Annotated in this window: 17 protein-coding genes and 1 pseudogene; 9 read left to right on the top strand and 9 right to left on the bottom strand. The window is 73.6% G+C overall.

Features of this window, described 5'->3' with window-relative positions:
• Positions 1–1,008: a siderophore-interacting protein gene (locus tag EDD32_RS14325; RefSeq protein ID WP_123918515.1), complete on the bottom strand. Its 1,008-nt coding sequence runs from the start codon at positions 1,006–1,008 to the stop codon at positions 1–3.
• A gap of 261 nt (positions 1,009–1,269) precedes the next feature.
• Between EDD32_RS14325 and EDD32_RS14320 the strand changes: the two genes are divergently transcribed.
• From EDD32_RS14320 to EDD32_RS14305, 4 genes and pseudogenes are all read left to right on the top strand, one after another.
• A complete protein-coding gene (locus EDD32_RS14320) occupies positions 1,270–1,473 on the top strand; it encodes a cold-shock protein (protein ID WP_123918513.1) in 204 nt (67 codons plus the stop codon).
• A gap of 122 nt (positions 1,474–1,595) precedes the next feature.
• A pseudogene (locus tag EDD32_RS14315) lies at positions 1,596–2,874 on the top strand (FAD-binding protein).
• 78 nt (positions 2,875–2,952) lie between these two features.
• Positions 2,953–3,912, top strand: coding sequence for a phosphotransferase (locus EDD32_RS14310; protein WP_123918511.1), 960 nt, complete (start codon positions 2,953–2,955; stop codon positions 3,910–3,912).
• A 67-nt stretch (positions 3,913–3,979) separates the two neighbouring features.
• Positions 3,980–4,228, top strand: a complete 249-nt coding sequence (locus EDD32_RS14305; RefSeq protein WP_123918509.1) for a hypothetical protein — start codon at positions 3,980–3,982, stop codon at positions 4,226–4,228.
• On the opposite strand, the gene EDD32_RS14300 is transcribed toward EDD32_RS14305, so the two are convergent.
• From EDD32_RS14300 to EDD32_RS14280, 6 genes are all read right to left on the bottom strand, one after another.
• Positions 4,225–4,659 carry a VOC family protein gene (locus EDD32_RS14300; RefSeq protein ID WP_123918507.1) on the bottom strand — a complete coding sequence of 145 codons (435 nt, stop codon included), beginning with the start codon at positions 4,657–4,659 and terminating at the stop codon, positions 4,225–4,227. The genes EDD32_RS14305 and EDD32_RS14300 overlap by 4 nt on opposite strands.
• Positions 4,660–4,724: 65 nt before the next feature.
• Positions 4,725–5,741, bottom strand: a complete 1,017-nt coding sequence (locus EDD32_RS14295; RefSeq protein ID WP_123918505.1) for a pirin family protein — start codon at positions 5,739–5,741, stop codon at positions 4,725–4,727.
• Positions 5,742–5,855: 114 nt separating this feature from the next.
• Entirely contained in the window at positions 5,856–6,455 is a 600-nt protein-coding gene (locus EDD32_RS14290) for an NADPH-dependent FMN reductase (protein ID WP_123918503.1), read from the bottom strand.
• 142 nt (positions 6,456–6,597) lie between these two features.
• The gene (locus tag EDD32_RS18910) at positions 6,598–6,768 is read right to left on the bottom strand and encodes a hypothetical protein (protein WP_170175309.1); all 171 of its coding nucleotides are present in this window, start codon (positions 6,766–6,768) and stop codon (positions 6,598–6,600) included.
• Between the two features lie 80 nt (positions 6,769–6,848).
• Positions 6,849–7,673: an HAD hydrolase family protein gene (locus EDD32_RS14285; RefSeq protein ID WP_123918501.1), complete on the bottom strand. Its 825-nt coding sequence runs from the start codon at positions 7,671–7,673 to the stop codon at positions 6,849–6,851.
• Positions 7,670–8,938, bottom strand: coding sequence for an O-succinylhomoserine sulfhydrylase (locus tag EDD32_RS14280; RefSeq protein ID WP_123918499.1), 1,269 nt, complete (start codon positions 8,936–8,938; stop codon positions 7,670–7,672). Before EDD32_RS14280 ends, EDD32_RS14285 begins: the two co-directional genes overlap by 4 nt.
• A 199-nt stretch (positions 8,939–9,137) precedes the next feature.
• On the opposite strand from EDD32_RS14280, the gene EDD32_RS14275 reads away from it, so the two are divergent.
• On the top strand, positions 9,138–10,289 hold the full coding sequence (locus EDD32_RS14275; RefSeq protein ID WP_123918497.1) for a MalY/PatB family protein: 1,152 nt from the start codon (positions 9,138–9,140) through the stop codon (positions 10,287–10,289).
• A 9-nt stretch (positions 10,290–10,298) separates the two neighbouring features.
• Here the strand turns inward: EDD32_RS14275 and EDD32_RS14270 are convergent, their stop codons facing one another.
• Complete coding sequence (locus tag EDD32_RS14270; protein WP_123918495.1) at positions 10,299–12,428, bottom strand: DEAD/DEAH box helicase; 2,130 nt, start codon at positions 12,426–12,428, stop codon at positions 10,299–10,301.
• Between the two features lie 397 nt (positions 12,429–12,825).
• Between EDD32_RS14270 and EDD32_RS14265 the strand changes: the two genes are divergently transcribed.
• Complete coding sequence (locus EDD32_RS14265) at positions 12,826–13,509, top strand: LmeA family phospholipid-binding protein (protein WP_123918493.1); 684 nt, start codon at positions 12,826–12,828, stop codon at positions 13,507–13,509.
• Positions 13,510–13,605: 96 nt separating this feature from the next.
• The gene (locus tag EDD32_RS14260) at positions 13,606–14,010 is read left to right on the top strand and encodes a four-helix bundle copper-binding protein (RefSeq protein WP_123918491.1); all 405 of its coding nucleotides are present in this window, start codon (positions 13,606–13,608) and stop codon (positions 14,008–14,010) included.
• Here EDD32_RS14260 and EDD32_RS14255 read toward each other — a convergent pair.
• On the bottom strand, positions 14,007–14,270 hold the full coding sequence (locus EDD32_RS14255) for a nuclease (protein WP_123918489.1): 264 nt from the start codon (positions 14,268–14,270) through the stop codon (positions 14,007–14,009). The two genes, EDD32_RS14260 and EDD32_RS14255, sit on opposite strands and share 4 nt — an antisense overlap.
• Positions 14,271–14,860: 590 nt before the next feature.
• Between EDD32_RS14255 and EDD32_RS14250 the strand changes: the two genes are divergently transcribed.
• Positions 14,861–15,337 carry a methylglyoxal synthase gene (locus EDD32_RS14250; protein ID WP_123918487.1) on the top strand — a complete coding sequence of 159 codons (477 nt, stop codon included), beginning with the start codon at positions 14,861–14,863 and terminating at the stop codon, positions 15,335–15,337.
• Positions 15,338–15,405: 68 nt separating this feature from the next.
• Positions 15,406–16,185 (top strand): SDR family oxidoreductase, encoded by a 780-nt coding sequence (locus EDD32_RS14245; protein WP_123918485.1) that lies wholly within the window; start codon positions 15,406–15,408, stop codon positions 16,183–16,185.

The following is a 16,185-nucleotide window of genomic DNA, read 5'->3' as shown; positions in this document are numbered from 1 at the left end:
TCACTGGGCCTCGGCGCGACCGAGGCGCCAGTACCCCATGAACGCGACCCGGCGCCGGCACACGCCGATCTCGGACACGAGCGTCCGGCGCAGGGTGCGGATGACCGCCGCCTCCCCCGCGAACCACGCGTAGAAGTCGCTCCCGCACCGTTCGCCCCCGCGTCCGCACAGGTCCACCGGCAGGACCTGCACCACGGGCGAGTCCCAGAGGGTCTCGCGGTCGACGTCGACCTCGTCGAGGGTCTGCTCCGCGACGGCGCGGGCGTCGTCGACCACCTCGGCGTTGGCACCCACCCACTGCTGGACGGCGGGGACGAGGAGGTCGCCGTGCGGCCGGCCCTCGCGGCCGAGCCACGTGATGTGCGTGCCGGGCGGGACGGTGACGTCGAGCACGTCGGCGGCCGTGGGCACCTCGACGAAGGCCCGGGCGCGGCGCCCGGCCGGGAGGGACTCCAGGATCGAGCAGATCGCCGGCGCGGCGGTCTCGTCACCGGCGAGCAGGAGGTCGGCGGCGCTGCCAGGGGCCCAGTCGATCCCCGTGGCGGAGGTGCGGGACCGCACGTCCGGCCCGACGACGACCGCCTCGTCGCCGACCCGCACCCCGGCGAGCCAGCGCGCGGCCGGCCCGACCGGGCCAGGAGCGTCGTCGTGGCGCACCATGTCGACGTCGATCTCGCGGGCGACGGGGCGCACGTACCGCACCGTGTAGGTCCGGAAGGGCGGCGGCTCGGGCAGCGCCCGGAGCCTGGCGTACCACGTGCCCGCGAGGATGACCTCGGGGTCCTCGGCACCGACGTCGGCGAGGGTCCCGTCGGCCCCGGGCAGGACCAGCTTGACCCGCTGGTCCAGGCCGTCGGTGCCGAACCACGCGAGGTCCTCGCCCGCGAACGTCACGCGGACGAAGTGCGGGGTGAGCTCGCGCACGGCGCGCACACGGACCGCGAAGGGGCGGTAGGCGGGCCGGTCGTCCTTGCGCACGCCGACCGTCGACGTAGGTAAGGTAAGCATTACCTTAGTAAACCAGACCTGCGCGGCGCACCGGTGCGACGTCCGTCTCAGGTGGGACCACCGGCGAGACACGCCCCACACGCAGACGCTCGCACAACAGCCGAGATTGCCGTAGGCTCAGGGAACAGTTGCAGTGCGTCGAAGTCTTGTGTGCCCCCGGACCCGTCCGGGTTAGCTATTCCTTTGCGGAGCAGACAGAGAAACACCGTGACAAGCGGCCTCGACACGCGGGGTCGTTTGACAGCTCTAGAAGGAGTAGCCATGGCCACCGGAACCGTCAAGTGGTTCAACGCTGAGAAGGGGTTCGGCTTCATCGCCCCCGACGACAACACCGCGGACGTCTTCGTCCACTACTCGGCGATCTCTACCTCCGGGTACCGCTCGCTCGAGGAGAACCAGAAGGTCGAGTTCGACGTCACGCAGGGCAACAAGGGCCCGCAGGCGGAGAACGTTCGTCCGCTCTGACGCCTCGTAGACCTCGAGAACCCCAGCACCTCTCGGTGCTGGGGTTCTCGCGTTCCTGCCCGACCGCCCCGGGCCCAGCCGGGGTCCTCGACCAGAACCCGCCACGTCCCCGGAGGCCGAAAATGACCGCCACCCCTGCCGCACCCGTCACGAACTGGGCGCGGACCCTGACCTTCCGCGCTCGCGCCGTCCACCGCCCCGGGTCGGTCGCCGAGCTGCAGGAGCTCGTGAGGACGAGCGAGCGCATCCGTGCGCTCGGCACGGGGCACTCGTTCAGCCGGGTCGCGGACACGACGGCGGACCTCGTCTCGGTGGCCGGCCTGCCACCGACGGTCGAGATCGACCCGGCCCGCTCCCGCGTCACCGTCGCGGCGGGCGTGCGCTACGGCGACCTCGCCGAGCAGCTGCACCGGGCGGGCTTCGCGCTGCGGGCGATGGCGTCGCTCCCGCACATCTCCGTCGCGGGGGCGTGCGCGACCGGCACGCACGGCTCCGGGGTCACGAACCAGGGCCTCGCCTCCGCCGTGTCGGCCGTGGAGCTCGTCACCGGCGACGGCGACCTGCGCACGCTGAGCCGCGCGGACGACCCGGAGGACTTTCCCGGCGCCGTCGTCGCCCTCGGGTCCCTGGGCGTCGTGGTGCGCCTGACCCTCGACGTCGTCCCCACGTACGACGTCAGCCAGGTCGTCCACGAGGACCTGCCGGCGAGGTCCCTCGGCCGGGACGAGCTCGACGAGGTGCTGGCCGGGGCGTACAGCGTCAGCCTGTTCACCCGCTGGCGCGGTGACGACGTCGACCAGGTCTGGCTCAAGCGCCGCACCGACGACGCCGCCTCGGACCACCCGGCCACGAGCTTCCACGGCGCGCGGCTCGCCGCCGGGCCCGTGCACCCGGTGCCAGGGATGCCCGCCGCGAGCTGCACCGTCCAGGGGCGGGGTGCCCGGTCCGTGGCACGAGCGACTCCCCCACTTCCGGGCCGCGTTCACCCCCAGCAGCGGCGAGGAGATCCAGTCGGAGTACCTCGTCGCACGGGCTGACGCCGCCGCCGCGCTCACGGCGCTGCGGGGGCTGAAGGAGCGGGTCGCGCCGGTCCTGCACGTCTCCGAGGTGCGCACGGTCGCGGCCGACGACCTCTGGCTGAGCCCCGCCTACGGACGGGACACGGTGGCGCTGCACTTCACCTGGCACAAGGATCCGGGCGGCGTCGCGGCGGTGCTGCCCGCCGTCGAGGAGGCCCTCGCGCCGTACGCGCCGCGCCCGCACTGGGGCAAGGTCTTCACGATCGCACCCGACCTGGTGCGGTCCGTGTACCCCCGGATCGGCGACTTCGCCGCGCTGGCCGCCCGGCTGGACCCGACCGGGACGTTCCGCAACGACTTCGTCGACACGTACCTGCGCTGAGTCAGCAGCGGCCCCGCCGGGGGCGGGGACAAACCCGTGCCACTACCCCGCGGCGCGCCGGTGTGGTGCAGTGGGTCCGTGGAGGCGGCGGAGGTGGCGCGGCGGTTCGGGCTCGGCTCCGCCCCGGGCCTGTCGGCCGGGCCCGTGGCGCGCGGGCGCCAGGGCGAGGTCTGGCGCCTGACGACCAGCGACGGCGTCTGGGCGGTCAAGACCTCCTTCCACCCGCGCCGGGAGGCCGAGGTCCTGCCCGCGACCCGGTTCCAGGAGGCCGCGCACGCCGCCGGCGTGCCGACCCCGGCGGTCGTGCGCACGACCGAGGGAGATGTCCTGGCCGAGGTCCGGGGCGTCGCGGTCCGCGTGTTCGAGTGGGTGGACCTGCTCCCACCCGACCCCCTCGTGGAACCGGAGATGGTGGGGACCGTCCTCGGGGCCCTGCACCAGGTGCGGGACGCCGGTCCGAGCGGTCCCCCGGACCCCTGGTCGCACACCCCGGTCGGCGCCGACCGGTGGGACGACCTGCTCGCGAGGCTGCGGGCCGGGGGCGCCCCGTTCGCCGGCCGGCTCGCCGCCCTGCGCGACGAGCTCGTCGCGCTCGAGTCCTGGATCGAGCCGCCACGGACGCTGCGCACCTGCCACCGCGACCTGTGGGCCGACAACCTCCTTCCCACCGACGACGGCCTGTGCGTCATCGACTGGGAGGAGGCCGGGCCGGCCGACCCCAGCAACGAGCTCGGCGCCGTGCTCTTCGAGTTCGCCCGCACCGATCCCGGTCGCGTCCGCGCGCTGGTCGCGGCGTACGAGGGCGCGGGCGGACCCGGCCGGGTCGAGCGGCCGGGTCACTTCACCATGCTCATCGCCCAGCTCGGGCACATCACCGAGGTCGCGGCCGAGGACTGGCTGGCGCCCAACGTCCGCTCGCCGGACCGGGCGGACTCCGCCGCCTGGGTCGGCGAGGTGCTCGACGAGCCCCACACCCGCCGGGTCCTGCGGTCCCTCCTCCGCACGGCCGCCGGGCCGAACGTCCCGCCCGAGTCTTGATCGGACCACGCTAGCCTCACGCCATAGTGTTGGTTGAGCAAAGTGCAGGCAATCCCCGGAGGTGGGTATGACCGCGACGACGACCCTGGACGTCCTGTTCGAACCGGACGACGACCCGAGCATCCTCGACGCCCCCGTCCTCGTCTGGCGGCGCCGCGAGGGCTGGGTCCTGCACTACCTCCACCGGGGGGAGCCCGGACGGGCGGTGGAGTACGAGGTCGTCGGCGGGCCGGACGACGTCGCGGGCGCCATCCGCCAGGCCGTCCAGCACCTGCGGAGCCGGGCCGACGCAGACGACGACGCCGTCGCAAGCTAGTCCAGGCAGAACTCGTTGCCCTCGGGGTCCTGCATGACGATCCAGCCGGCGTCCATCGCGTCCGGCTCGAACCGGGTCAGGCGCCGCGCGCCGAGCGCCACGAGGTCGGCGCACCGGGCCTCGAGCACGGCCATCCGGTCCTCCCCGGTGAGCCCCGGTGCCGCGCGGACGTCGAGGTGCACCCGGTTCTTCGCCGTCTTGCCCTCGGGCACGCGCTGGAAGAACAGCCGGGGTCCTGCGCCGTCGGGGTCGCTGAGCGCCGAGCGGTCGTTGCGCCGTTCCGGGGGGACGCCCCACGCCTCCAGCGCCTCGTCCCAGGTGGCGAACCCGGGCGGGGGCGGGTCGAGCTCGTACCCGAGCACCTGCGCCCAGAACTGGGCGAGGGCGCCGGGGTCGTGGGCGTCGAACGTGATCTGGACGGTAGCCGCCACGGGTCCTCCTCGGTCGGTGCGCCCAGACAACCACGGCGCACCGACACCGGGAAGGGCGACCGTGCTCAGCCCCGCGGGCGCATCCGCACCTGCGGCAGCTCCGGCGCGGGCAGGGGCGGGGGCTCCCCGGGCGGGAAGGTGCCGAAGCGGGGCAGCCGCTCACCGCCGGGGCCCACGAGCGCCGGGTCGTCGGTCACGACGTCGCCGTCGGCGCCGATCTCGGCCATCCACTCCGCCCGGTAGCGCACCACCTCGTCGTGGTCCCGGCCGACGAAGTTCCACCACATGACGATCTGCTCGCCGAGCGGCTCGCCGCCGATGAGCAGGGCCCGGACGGGCCGCTCCCCCACCGCGAGCGTGATCCCGGTGCGGCCGGTCGGGACATAGGCGAGGTGGTCCACCGGCACCGCCCGGCCGTCGAGGGCGAGGTCGCCGTCGTCGACGAGGACGCCGTGCTCGAACGAGGTCTCCACGTCCAACCGCAGCTCGGTACCGGGCCGGAGCAGGACCTCGGCGCCGAGGAGCGGCGTGTGCGTGCGCACGGGCGAGACGCTGCCGGCCAGCGAGCCGAGGAAGACCCGAACCTCCCAGCCGGGTCCGGACACGGGCTCGGGCCGGTGGTGCTCGAACCCCGCAGCGGTGTGCCGGGCGGCGTCGGGCAGCGCCACCCAGAGCTGCGCCCCGTGCAGGACCTCGGTGCCGGCCGTGGAGAGCTCGGAGTGGCTGATCCCCCGGCCGGCGGTCATGAGGTTGACCTCGCCCGGGCGCACGAGCGCGTGGTGGCCCGCGGAGTCACGGTGCTCGATCTCCCCGGTGAAGAGCCAGCTGACGGTCTGCAGCCCGGTGTGCGGGTGGCGCGGGACGTACATCCCGCCGGTCTCGCCCACCCGGTCCGGGCCGTAGTGGTCCAGGAAGCACCAGGCGCCGATGAGGCTGCGGCGCCGCTGCGGCAGCGTGCGGCGCACACCCATCGCGCGCGGCCCGCCGAGGGGCACGACGCGAGGCTCCAGCAGCTCGACGCCCGCGGTGCCGTCACCGCTGACGCAGATCGTCTCGACCGGCGCGGTCTCCCGGTTGCTCATCGTCGAAGCCTAGCCACGGCGGCCCGCCGCACGCGCTCGAGCCTGCCGGCCGCGCGAGCAAGCCCGGCCGGCCGCGCGCGCAATCCCGGCCCGCCGCACGCGAGCAAGCCCGGCTCACTTGCGCGAGCTCGGGTCCTCGTCGCCGATGTGACCGGGCGCCGTCACCGCCAGGACGCGCTGGACGAACGCGGAGTACTCCTCCATGTAGTGGCGCAGGAACTGGGCCGTCGACTCGTCCGTCACCTCGCCGTCGTCACCGAACACCTCCGGCTTGAACGTGATGTACGCCTCGGGGGCGTTGAGCTGGGGCGCGTCGAGGAAGCTCAGGACGCTGCGCATCGAGGACTGCATCACGGCGGTGCCGATGCCGCCGGGCGAGGCCCCGATGATCCCGGTGGGCTTGCGGGCGAAGGAGTTGGTCCCCCACGGCCGCGAGCCCCAGTCGATGGCGTTCTTGAGGGCGCCGGGGATGGACCGGTTGTACTCCGGGGAGACGAAGAGGATCCCGTCGGAGGCCTCGATCGCCTCCTTGAGCGCCCGGCCCTCCGGCGGGAAGTCGGCGTCGTAGTCGTAGCTGTACAGCGGGAGGTCCTTGATGGGGATCTCGGTGAACTCGAGCTCCTCGGGAGCGAGCCGGATCAGCGCCTTGGACAGGGTGCGGTTGATCGAGCCGGTCGCGAGGCTCCCGACGAAGTAGCCGATCGTGAACGCCATGGCAGGTCCCTTCTCGCCGGTCCGGGGGCGGTCCGGCTGCGTGCGGTGGGCTCGGGCTGGGCGCGAGGGTGCCGTCGTGGCGCCCCTGCCCGTCCCACTGTCCTCCGGCCCGCCGTGGGCGGCAACGCCGCCGCCCGCACGGTCAGCCTCCGCGGCGCTCCGAGGTGCCGCTCCGCTGCCGTCGGGGCGCCGACGCCGCGGTGCGCGGGGCGGGCTCGGCGCGACGCCGCTCGGCCTCGCGACGCTGCTGGAACGCCTGGCGGGCGCGCGCGAACGCCGGTGTCGGGCTGGACCACGGGGCCTTGGTGCTCACGCCACCATTGTCCGGTCGCCCGACGCCGCACTCGGAGGACCTTCGGACCCCCTCAGCGGTCCCCGGGTCACGTCACCGGCTCAGAGAAGCCCGAGCGCGGCGAACGCGTCGGCGAGGCCCTCCTCGCCGGGTCCGCGGGCGGTCCGGTCGGAGACCGCGAGCACCCTGGGGTCGGCGCCCTCGATCGCCACGCCGACGCCGGCGTACTGGAGCATCTCGAGGTCGTTGAGACCGTCACCGAAGGCGACCGTGTCGTGCTGGGCGACCCCGAGGTGCTCGGCGACCACCGCCATGCCGGCGGCCTTGTGGACGCCGGTGAGGAACAGCTCGCCGGCCGAGTCACCCATGCCGGGGATCGAGCTCGGCAGCACCCCGACCTCCTCGCCCAGGGTGGTGCCCAGCAAGGCGATCGGCACCGGGGAGTCGAACATCGTGACCTTCCCGAACGAGGCACCGGTGAGGTCCGCCGACATGCGCAGCGCCCGGAGGATGTCCACCGGACCCTCCTGCTCGTCGTCGCCGCCGAGCTGGCCGGACAGGAGCGAGCGCAGCCGCTCGTCGATGCCGACCGGGCCGTAGAGGGCGTCGGGCGCCTCGAGGACGTAGGCGACGTCGTGGGTGTCGAGGACCTCCACGACACGGGCGGCGAGCGCGGCCGGGAACCGCCGGTCCACCAGGACCTCCCCCGCCACCTCGACGTAGCCGCCGGCGGCGGCGACGAACCCGTCGAAGCCGGCCTCGAGGATGCGCTCGGGCAGCATGGAGCGCGGCCGGCCGGTGCACAGCAGGACCAGGTGGCCGGCGGCGCGGGCGGCACGCACCGCTGTCACGTGCCCGGCCGGGACGACGCCGCGGTCGGCGAACGTGCCGTCCACGTCGAGGAAGATCGCTCGTCGTCGTCTCACGGGTTCATCTTCGCCGCTGCTCGGGGACGGTCGTCGCCGCGCAGGACCGCCAGCGCGGCGTCGAGGTCCTCCCGCAGGTCCTCGACGTCCTCGAGGCCCACGGACAGGCGGACCGTCGTCGCCGTGATGCCCAGCTCCGCGCGCACCGCCGGGTCGACGCGGCGGTGCGTGGTCGTCGCCGGGTGGGTGACGAGGGACTTGGCGTCGCCGAGGTTGTTGGAGATGTCGATGACGCGCAGGGCGTCGAGGAAGGCGAAGGCGCGGTCCTTCTCGTGCTCGTCGTCGCCGCCCGAGCGCTCGAGGGTCATCGTCACCACGGTCCCGCCGCCGCTCATCTGCGCGCGGGCCAGCGCGTGCTGCGGGTGTGAGGCCAGGAACGGGTACCGCACGGACGCCACCCCCGGCTGCTCCTCGAGCCACGTGGCGAGGTCGAGCGCGGCGGCGCTCTGGGCCCGTACCCGCAGCGCCATCGTCTCCAGGCCCTTGGTGAGCACCCAGGCGTTGAACGGGGCGAGCGTGGGTCCGGTGTTGCGGACCATCTGCTGCAACGGTCCACGGACGAGGTCGCGGCTGCCGAGCACCGCCCCGCCCATGACCCGGCCCTGCCCGTCGATGTGCTTGGTGGCGGAGTACACGACGACGTCGGCGCCGAGCTCGAGCGGGCGCTGCAGGACCGGGGTCGCGAAGACGTTGTCGACGACGACGACGGCGCCCGCCGCGTGGGCGAGGCGGGCGATCTCCGGGAGGTCGAGGACGTCCTGCATGGGGTTCGAGGGCGACTCGAGGAGGACGACGTCCGCCGGGGTGGTCAGGGCGCGGGCCCACTGGTCGAGGTCGGTGCCGCGGACGTAGTCGGTGCGCACGCCCCAGCGGCCGAGGATGTCGTCGAGGACGACCAGCGAGGAGCCGAAGAGCTCCCGGGCCGCGACGATCCGGGAACCGCTCGAGACGAGCGACGCCAGGGTGGTGAACACGGCGGACATGCCCGAGGCGGTGGAACAGCAGTCCTCCGCGCCCTCGATCAGCGCGAGGCGCTCCTCGAACGTCGTCACCGTGGGGTTGGCGTACCGCGAGTACGTGTAGCGCTCGATCTCCTCGGCGAAGGCGGCCTCGGCGTCGGCGGCCCGGTCGTAGACGTAGCCCTGGGTGAGGTAGAGCGCCTCAGAGGTCTCCTGGAAGGCACTGCGGTACTGCCCGCCCCGCACGGCCAGGGTGGCCGGACGCAGGCCAGCCGGGTCGATGGCTGGCTGGGGCAGCTCGGGCATGTCGTCCTCCGTGGTCGGGGTGGTGCGGGCGGCCCTCGGGTGTCCACCCGCCCGCGCCTCGCGCGTGAGCCCTACCGGAGATCGTCGGCGCACGCCTGGGCCACCGTGATCTTCCCGGATGGCGGCGGCCCAGCACGACGGCGTTCCACCGGTTGGCACGCCCGGCCGGCCCGGGCCCGGGCGGCGTAGACATGGCGCCATGGTTCACCCCCTCGACGACCTCTCCGCCGACTGGGCCGCGTCCAGCGAGAAGTGGACGCGCTACCCCGGGAAGATCGGTGCGTTCGTCGCCGAGATGGACTTCGGGACGGCGCCGCCGGTCACGGCCGCCCTGCTCCGGGCGGTGGAGCGCGGCGAGCTCGGGTACGTCTCACGGGGTGTGGCCGAGGAGATGTCCCGGGCGACCGCCGGGTGGATGCTCCGGGAGTACGGCTGGGCGGTGGAGCAGGACCGGGTCCGGCCGGTCGGGGACGTGCTCGCCGGCCTCCAGGCGACGATCGAGCACTTCACCACCCCGGGCTCGCCGGTCATCGTGCCCACGCCGGCGTACATGCCGTTCCTCACCCTGCCGCCGGTGCTGGGCCGGGAGGTGCTCGAGGTCCCGCTCCGCCTCGTCGGCGGCCGGTACGTCCACGACCTCGAGGCCCTCGACGCCGCGTTCTCCGCCGGCGGCGAGCTGCTCGTCGTGTGCAACCCGCACAACCCCACCGGGCGGGTGTTCGACCGGAAGGAGCTCCTCGCGGTCGCCGGCGTCGTCGCCCGCCACGGCGGCCGGGTCTTCGCCGACGAGATCCACGCGCCCCTCGTCGGCCCGGGACGCCGCCACCTGCCCTACGCCGGCCTCTCGGCCGCCGCGGCGGCCCACACGATCACCGCGACCTCGGCCTCGAAGGCGTGGAACATGCCCGGCCTGAAGTGCGGGCAGCTCGTCCTCACGGCCGACGCCGACCTCGAGCGGTGGGACGCCGTCGGCGGCCGGACCCAGAACCTCACGGGAACCCTCGGGGCGATCGCCGCGACGGTCGCGTACGACCAGGGCCGGGAGTGGCTGGCGGAGGTCAAGGAGTACCTGCGGGGCAACGAGACGCTGCTGCGCCGCCTGCTCGCCGAGCGCCTGCCGGAGGTCGGCTACATCGCGCCGGAGGGGACCTACCTGGCCTGGCTCGACTGCCGAACGCTGGGACTGACGTCGCCCCAGGAGTTCTTCCTGCACGAGGCGGACGTGGCGCTGACCGACGGCGCGGCGTGCGGCCGCGCCGGCCGGGGCTTCGTGCGCCTGAACTTCGCGCTGCCGCGGCCGCTGCTCGAGCAGGCGGTCGAGCGCATGGCCGGCGCCCTGGCGCGACGCTGACGCCGCGCCCTACCCGGCCGCCCGCTCGGTGAGCGCGTCGGTGAGGAGGGCGACGAGCGCGTCGAGCTGGACGTCGCTCGAGGACCCGATCTCCTCGTCCGACCCGTCCAGCGCCCGGGCGGCGAGGCCCGCCTTGGCGTCGATGAGCTCGGCGATCTTCGCGTCGAGCGTCTGCGCGGCGATGATCCGCCACGCGGTGACGGGCTCCGCCTGACCGATGCGGTGGATGCGGTCGATGGCCTGGGTCTGCTCCGCGTCGGTCCACGACAGCTCCGCGAGGACCATGTTGGACGCGACCTGGAGGTTGATGCCGACCCCGGCCGCGGTGAGCGAGCAGACGGCGACGGCGACGTCGGGGTCGTTCGTGAACGCGTCGATGTGCTTCTGCCGGGCCGACGCCGTCTGGTCGCCCCGGATGGACGCGTACCGGATCCCGCGCTGGGCGAAGGTCTCCTCCGCGGCGTCGAGGACGTCGATGTGCTTGGCGAAGAAGACCACCTTGCCGACGCTGCGCACCAGCTGGGCGGCGTAGTCCGCCGCGGGACCCGCCTTCGCCTCGCCGATGCGTCGCATCATGGAGAAGACGTTCTCGTCCGACTTCGCCGCGGCCTTGTCGTTGCGCTCCCACCGCGCGACCTGGCGGACGAGCTCGAGGTCGAGGCCCTCGACCACCTCGGCGCCGTGCCGCGCCTCGAGCGCCATGTCGTACCGCCGCACGAGGCGCCGGGCCAGGGCCTGCTCGGCCGCCCGGACGGAGCGGCCGGCCTCCCCGTCGAGCTCGACAGGCAGGTCGGCGACCCGGCGGGCCGGGATGTCGGCGGCCACGTCGATCTTGCGCCGGCGAACGATCCCCCGGTCGATGACCGCCGCCCGCGCCGCGGCGTAGAACTCGTGGTCGGCGGGCGTCAGACCCGTCTCCTCCAGCGCGGCCATGAGCTCGCCGAGCGGCTTCTTGTCGTCGATCCAGCCCAGGAACTCCCAGATGGCCTGGAAGTCCTCGATGTCGTTGATGAGCGGGGTGCCCGTCAGTGCCATGAGCAGCGGGTTGCCGGTGCGGAAGCGGATCCGCTCGGCGATCTCCAGGACGTGCTGCGAGCGCTGCGACCTCTTGTTCTTGATGTAGTGCGCCTCGTCGACCACCATGCCCCGGAACCCCAGGTCACCCAACCAGCCGACGTGCCGGTCGAGCACCTCGTAGTTGACGACGACGATGTCGGCGAACGCGTCGACGGTGTGCCCGTCACCGTGGACGACCGTGGCCCGCCGGTGGGGCGTCCACAGCCCGACCTCCCGGGCCCAGTTCGTCTTGACGACGTTGGGCACGACGACGAGGAGCGGGTAGGCGTCGGCGGCCTGCGCGGCGAGCAGCGCCTGCGCCGTCTTGCCCAGGCCCGGCTCGTCGGCCAGGAGGAAGGTGCGGTGCCCGGCCGCGGCCGCGGCGACGACCCGCGCCTGGTGGGGCATGAGCTCCAGGCCGCCCGGCAGGCGCACCGGCGACGGCTCGGGCAGGTCCATGCAGGACGACGCCCCACCCAGCTCGAAGGAACGGAACAGCGGGCCGAGCAGCTCCCAGCCGGCGAGGCGTCGCGGCCGGACGGCCCGCCGTCCGGCGGCGGAGTAGTCGGGCGCGAGGAAGGGGTTGGCGAGCTGGCGCGAGACGACCGACTGCGGCACCACCCGCCGTGCGGTCGCCGCGGTCTCGACCGCCTCGGGCTCGTCGTCCTCGTCGGGCTCGACCTCGAAGCCCAGGCCCTGCAGCAGCTCGCGCCGGAGCTCCTTCGCCGCGTCGGAGACCACCGCGTCGTCGTCGAGCAGCGCCATGAGGGAGGAGTCACGCACCGCGGTCCGGGCCAGGATCCCCGCGATGCCGTCCAGGCGCTTGAGCTCCTCGGCGCGCCGGGCCTCCGGGAGGGTGGTCTCCGCCTTGAGGCGGGCCCGCTCCTCGCGTACCAGCAGGGCCACGACCTGGAACTTCGAACGCACCGAGGGCACCACCCGGCCGCGCTGGACGGACGCCTCGACCTCACGGACGAGGCGGGCGAGGACCGGCATGATGCCCTCGTTGTCGTGGTGGCGGGCGCGTCGCTGGTCGCGCTGGGGACGGCGCGTGCCGGACTGTCGCTGGGCTCTCTGCGCCACTCGGTGCTCCTCCTGCGTTGACGGCCGGGGTGAGGGGCCCACGGGGACCCGCTGCCCGGGAACCGTCGACTCGAGCGGCCTGGCCGGCCGCGTGGGGTGGTGGCCCCGCCGCACGGATCTCGGGAGATCGACGTGACGGTCGCGGGCGCCCACCATGATCTGTTCGTCCCCGCAGGGCAGAACGCTCCGGCCCCCCGGTCAGGGGCCGGCCACGGACGGCAGCTCGCCGGGTCGACGGTCCGGCACCGGTCCGTCCGTTCCCGGCGTCCCGACTGCGCGTCTGTGCAGCGTCATCCTACCGCCCCGCCGGTGGTGCGGGGCCCGCGAGGTGCTCCGTGGCGCGCCCGGCTCGCGCCGCCGGGCGGCGGGCCGGCCGTCGACCCCCCACACTGTGCGGATGGACCGGGCACGCATGAAGGACTGGCTCATCGGCGCCACGGCGATGCTCCTCGTCCTGGCGCTCGGTCTGGTCCTCACGTGGTGGGCGGTGACCGAGCCGGACCGCGACGACCGGGACCCCGCCCCGCCGGCGCCGGGCGCCGGGTCGCCGCCCACCGGCCCACCGGCCGACCTCGGCGAGGACGAGGTGTGGCTGGGCGACCTCACTCTCGACGCCGGCGCCGTCACGGCCGCGGGCTCGACGTTCCTCGACGTCACCGCCGTCGGCCGGGACGTGGTCACGAGCGACGAGCAGATCGTCGCGGCGAGGCTCACCCTCGAGGCGACCGTGCCGTTCGACGTCGTCGCGGCCGAGCTCGGCGAGGGGACCACCCTGCGCGAGGCCGACGGCGGCCAGGCGAGCGTCGTCCGGACCGTGGAGGTCCTCGGCCGGGAGCTCCCCGTCGTCGCCACCGGGACGGTCGAGGTCGAGGACGGGCGCCTCGTCGTCGAGCCACGCTCCATCGACGTCGGCGGCCCGTCCTTCCTCTCCGGTGCCCTCGCCGCGCTCGTGCGCGAGCTCGTCACCATCGAGCACGAGCTCGAAGGACTGCCCGAGGGCCTCGTGCTCCGGGACGTCACGGTCCAGGACGACGGGTTCCGGGCCCTGCTCCGCGGCGAGGACGTCGAGCTCACCCCGTAGGTTCCGGGCAAACCGCCCTCTGGCGTGGCGGATCACGCCCGGCGTAACGTCGTCACGTGACAGAGGTCACGTGACGACGAGGGTGGGCGAGCTGCGATGAACATGATGGCCGACATGATGAAGTCGATGCCGATGGCCGAGAAGGCCGGCATGGAGATGCCCATGATGCAGCAGTGCATCGAGGCGTGCTCCGCGGCGGCGATGGCCGCGACGATGTGCGCCGACGCCGACGCGGGCGAGGGCATGGGGCGCTGCGCCGCCATGTGTACCAACACCGCCGACGTCGCGACGGCGATGATGCGCATGATGATGCGGCCGACGGGCTACGACATGGCCGTCATGACCGCGATGACGTCGGCGTGCATGGCCATGGGCGAGGCCTGCGCGGCGGAGTGCGAGACGCACGCCGCCATGTCCGAGCACTGCCGGGTCTGCGCCATGGCCTGCCGTGCCATGGTCGAGGCGTGCTCGTCGATGATGTCGTCGATGACGAGCGCCTAGGCCTCGACGGCCACCTCGGCTCGCGCCGAGAACCACACCCCACCGACCGCGACGAGCTCGGCGACGGGGTGCACGGCGACGGGCTCGCCCACGGGCGCGCCGGCCCCGGTGGTCAGCGTCCGCACGCCGCCGTCCAGCAGGACGACGGTGAGCTCAGCGGGACGGCTGGAGAGGACGAGGCCGTCGAGCCACGCGCTCGGGGAGGCCTTGGCGACCACTTCCTGGATGGGCAGGACGTCGGTACGGCTGGGGTTCGACACGTCGATTCCTTCGGCGTTCGGTGATGCACTGGTCCGGGCCGACGCCGGGCGCCCTGGTTCCTGCCAGGTCCTGCGGTGTCGGGGTGCGCCGCGATGCAGCGGGAGGGTCCACGCGGTCCAGGCGTCATGCCTGGGGCTCCTCAGAGCTGAGGGGACCGGACGCGAGAGGTCAGCGGCACATTCGACACAGGCAACGGCACATCGACGAGACGTCGACGGAGCTCGCGGAGAGCGAGTTCAGAGACCGGGCCGTGGACATGTGTCGAGTTTGCGGGACGGTCCGCATGGTGTCAACGGTTCTCACATGTCGGACAGGCCCGATACCGCCAGGGTGCGGTGGTCCGGCATTCGCGGTCCCTGGGTGACGTGCAGGACCAGGACGTCGGCGTCGACGACGCACCCCGGCGTACCGTGCCCTCGGTCACTTCCGGCGGCGTCTGTGCAGGTCAGCGACGGACGAGGATGGTTCGCCGGGCACGAGAGCGCCACGACTCGTGACAGTCCGCCCGGCATGCGCCAGTGTTGGTGCCACGGCGCGTGCAACGGCGCGGCGGCGGTCCTGCACCACTGCTCGACCGGAGGAGCTCGCCATGAGCCCGAACATCAAGCCCCGACACATCGCCCTCGTCGCCCACGACAACATGAAGGTGGAGCTGCTGCGCTGGGCGGAGTACAACCGCGGCACCCTCGCCCAGCACCAGCTCTACGCCACCGGCACGACCGGGACGATGCTCGAGTTCGAGCTCGGCCTGCCCGTCCACCGCTTCCTCTCGGGCCCCGTCGGCGGCGACCAGCAGATCGGCGCCAGGATCGCCGAGGGCAGCATCACCATGCTGGTCTTCTTCTGGGACCCGCTGGAGGCGCAGCCGCACGACCCCGACGTCAAGGCGCTCCTGCGGATCGGGGCCGTGTGGAACGTCCCGATGGCGTGCAACGTCGCGACGGCGGACATGCTCATCTCCTCCCCGCTCCTGGGCAGCGACTACGAGAACCGCCGTCCCGACCTCACCCCCCGCGACTGGGACCGCACGGCGGAGAGCGACGGCGAGCTCCAGCCGGCGTCGTGACCTGGTTCCCGCTTGCCGACCCGCACGACGCCCCCCACCCTGGTGCCTCGGACGATCAGGAGGCACGCATGCGACTCGACGGCAAGGTGGCGCTGGTGACCGGGGCCGGCTCGGGGATCGGCAGGGCGTCGGCCCTCGCGCTGGCCGGCGCCGGGGCAGCGGTCGTGGTCCTCGGCCACCGGAAGGAGCACGCCGACGACGTCCTCGCCGAGATCGAGCGCGCCGGCGGCACCGGCATGGCGGTGGGCGGGGACGTCGCCGACGAGGCGGGCATGGCCGGCATCGTCGACCAGGTCGACGAGCGGTTCGGACGGCTGGACGTCGTGCTCGCCAACGCCGGGATCAACGGCGTGTGGGCGCCGCTCGAGGAGCTGACGGTCGACGAGTGGCGCACCACCATCGACACCAACCTCACCGGCACGTTCATCACGGTCAAGTACGCCGCCCCGCTGCTCCGGCGGCAGGGGGGCTCGGTGGTCATCACGTCCTCGATCAACGGCACGCGGACGTTCAGCAACACCGGCGCCTCGGCGTACAGCAGCAGCAAGGCGGGCCAGGTGGCCTTCGCCAAGATGGTGGCCGTCGAGCTCGCCCAGGACCGGGTGCGCGTCAACGTCATCTGCCCGGGCGCCATCGAGACCGAGATCGACGACAACACCGAGCAGCGCGACCTCGATGACGTCCAGGTCCCGGTGGAGTACCCGGAGGGTCAGATCCCGCTCACCCACGGCCGGCCCGGCAGCGCGCAGCAGGTGGCCGACCTCGTCCTGTTCCTCGCCTCCGACGCATCCGCCCACATCACGGGCACCGAGGTGTGGATCGACGGCGGGCAGTCGCTCCTCGTGTGA

The organism is Georgenia muralis, from assembly GCF_003814705.1.
Classification (GTDB): Bacteria; Actinomycetota; Actinomycetes; order Actinomycetales; family Actinomycetaceae; genus Georgenia; species Georgenia muralis.
The sequence above is the reverse complement of the archived record's forward strand: the minus strand, read 5'-3'. Positions and strand labels throughout refer to the sequence as shown.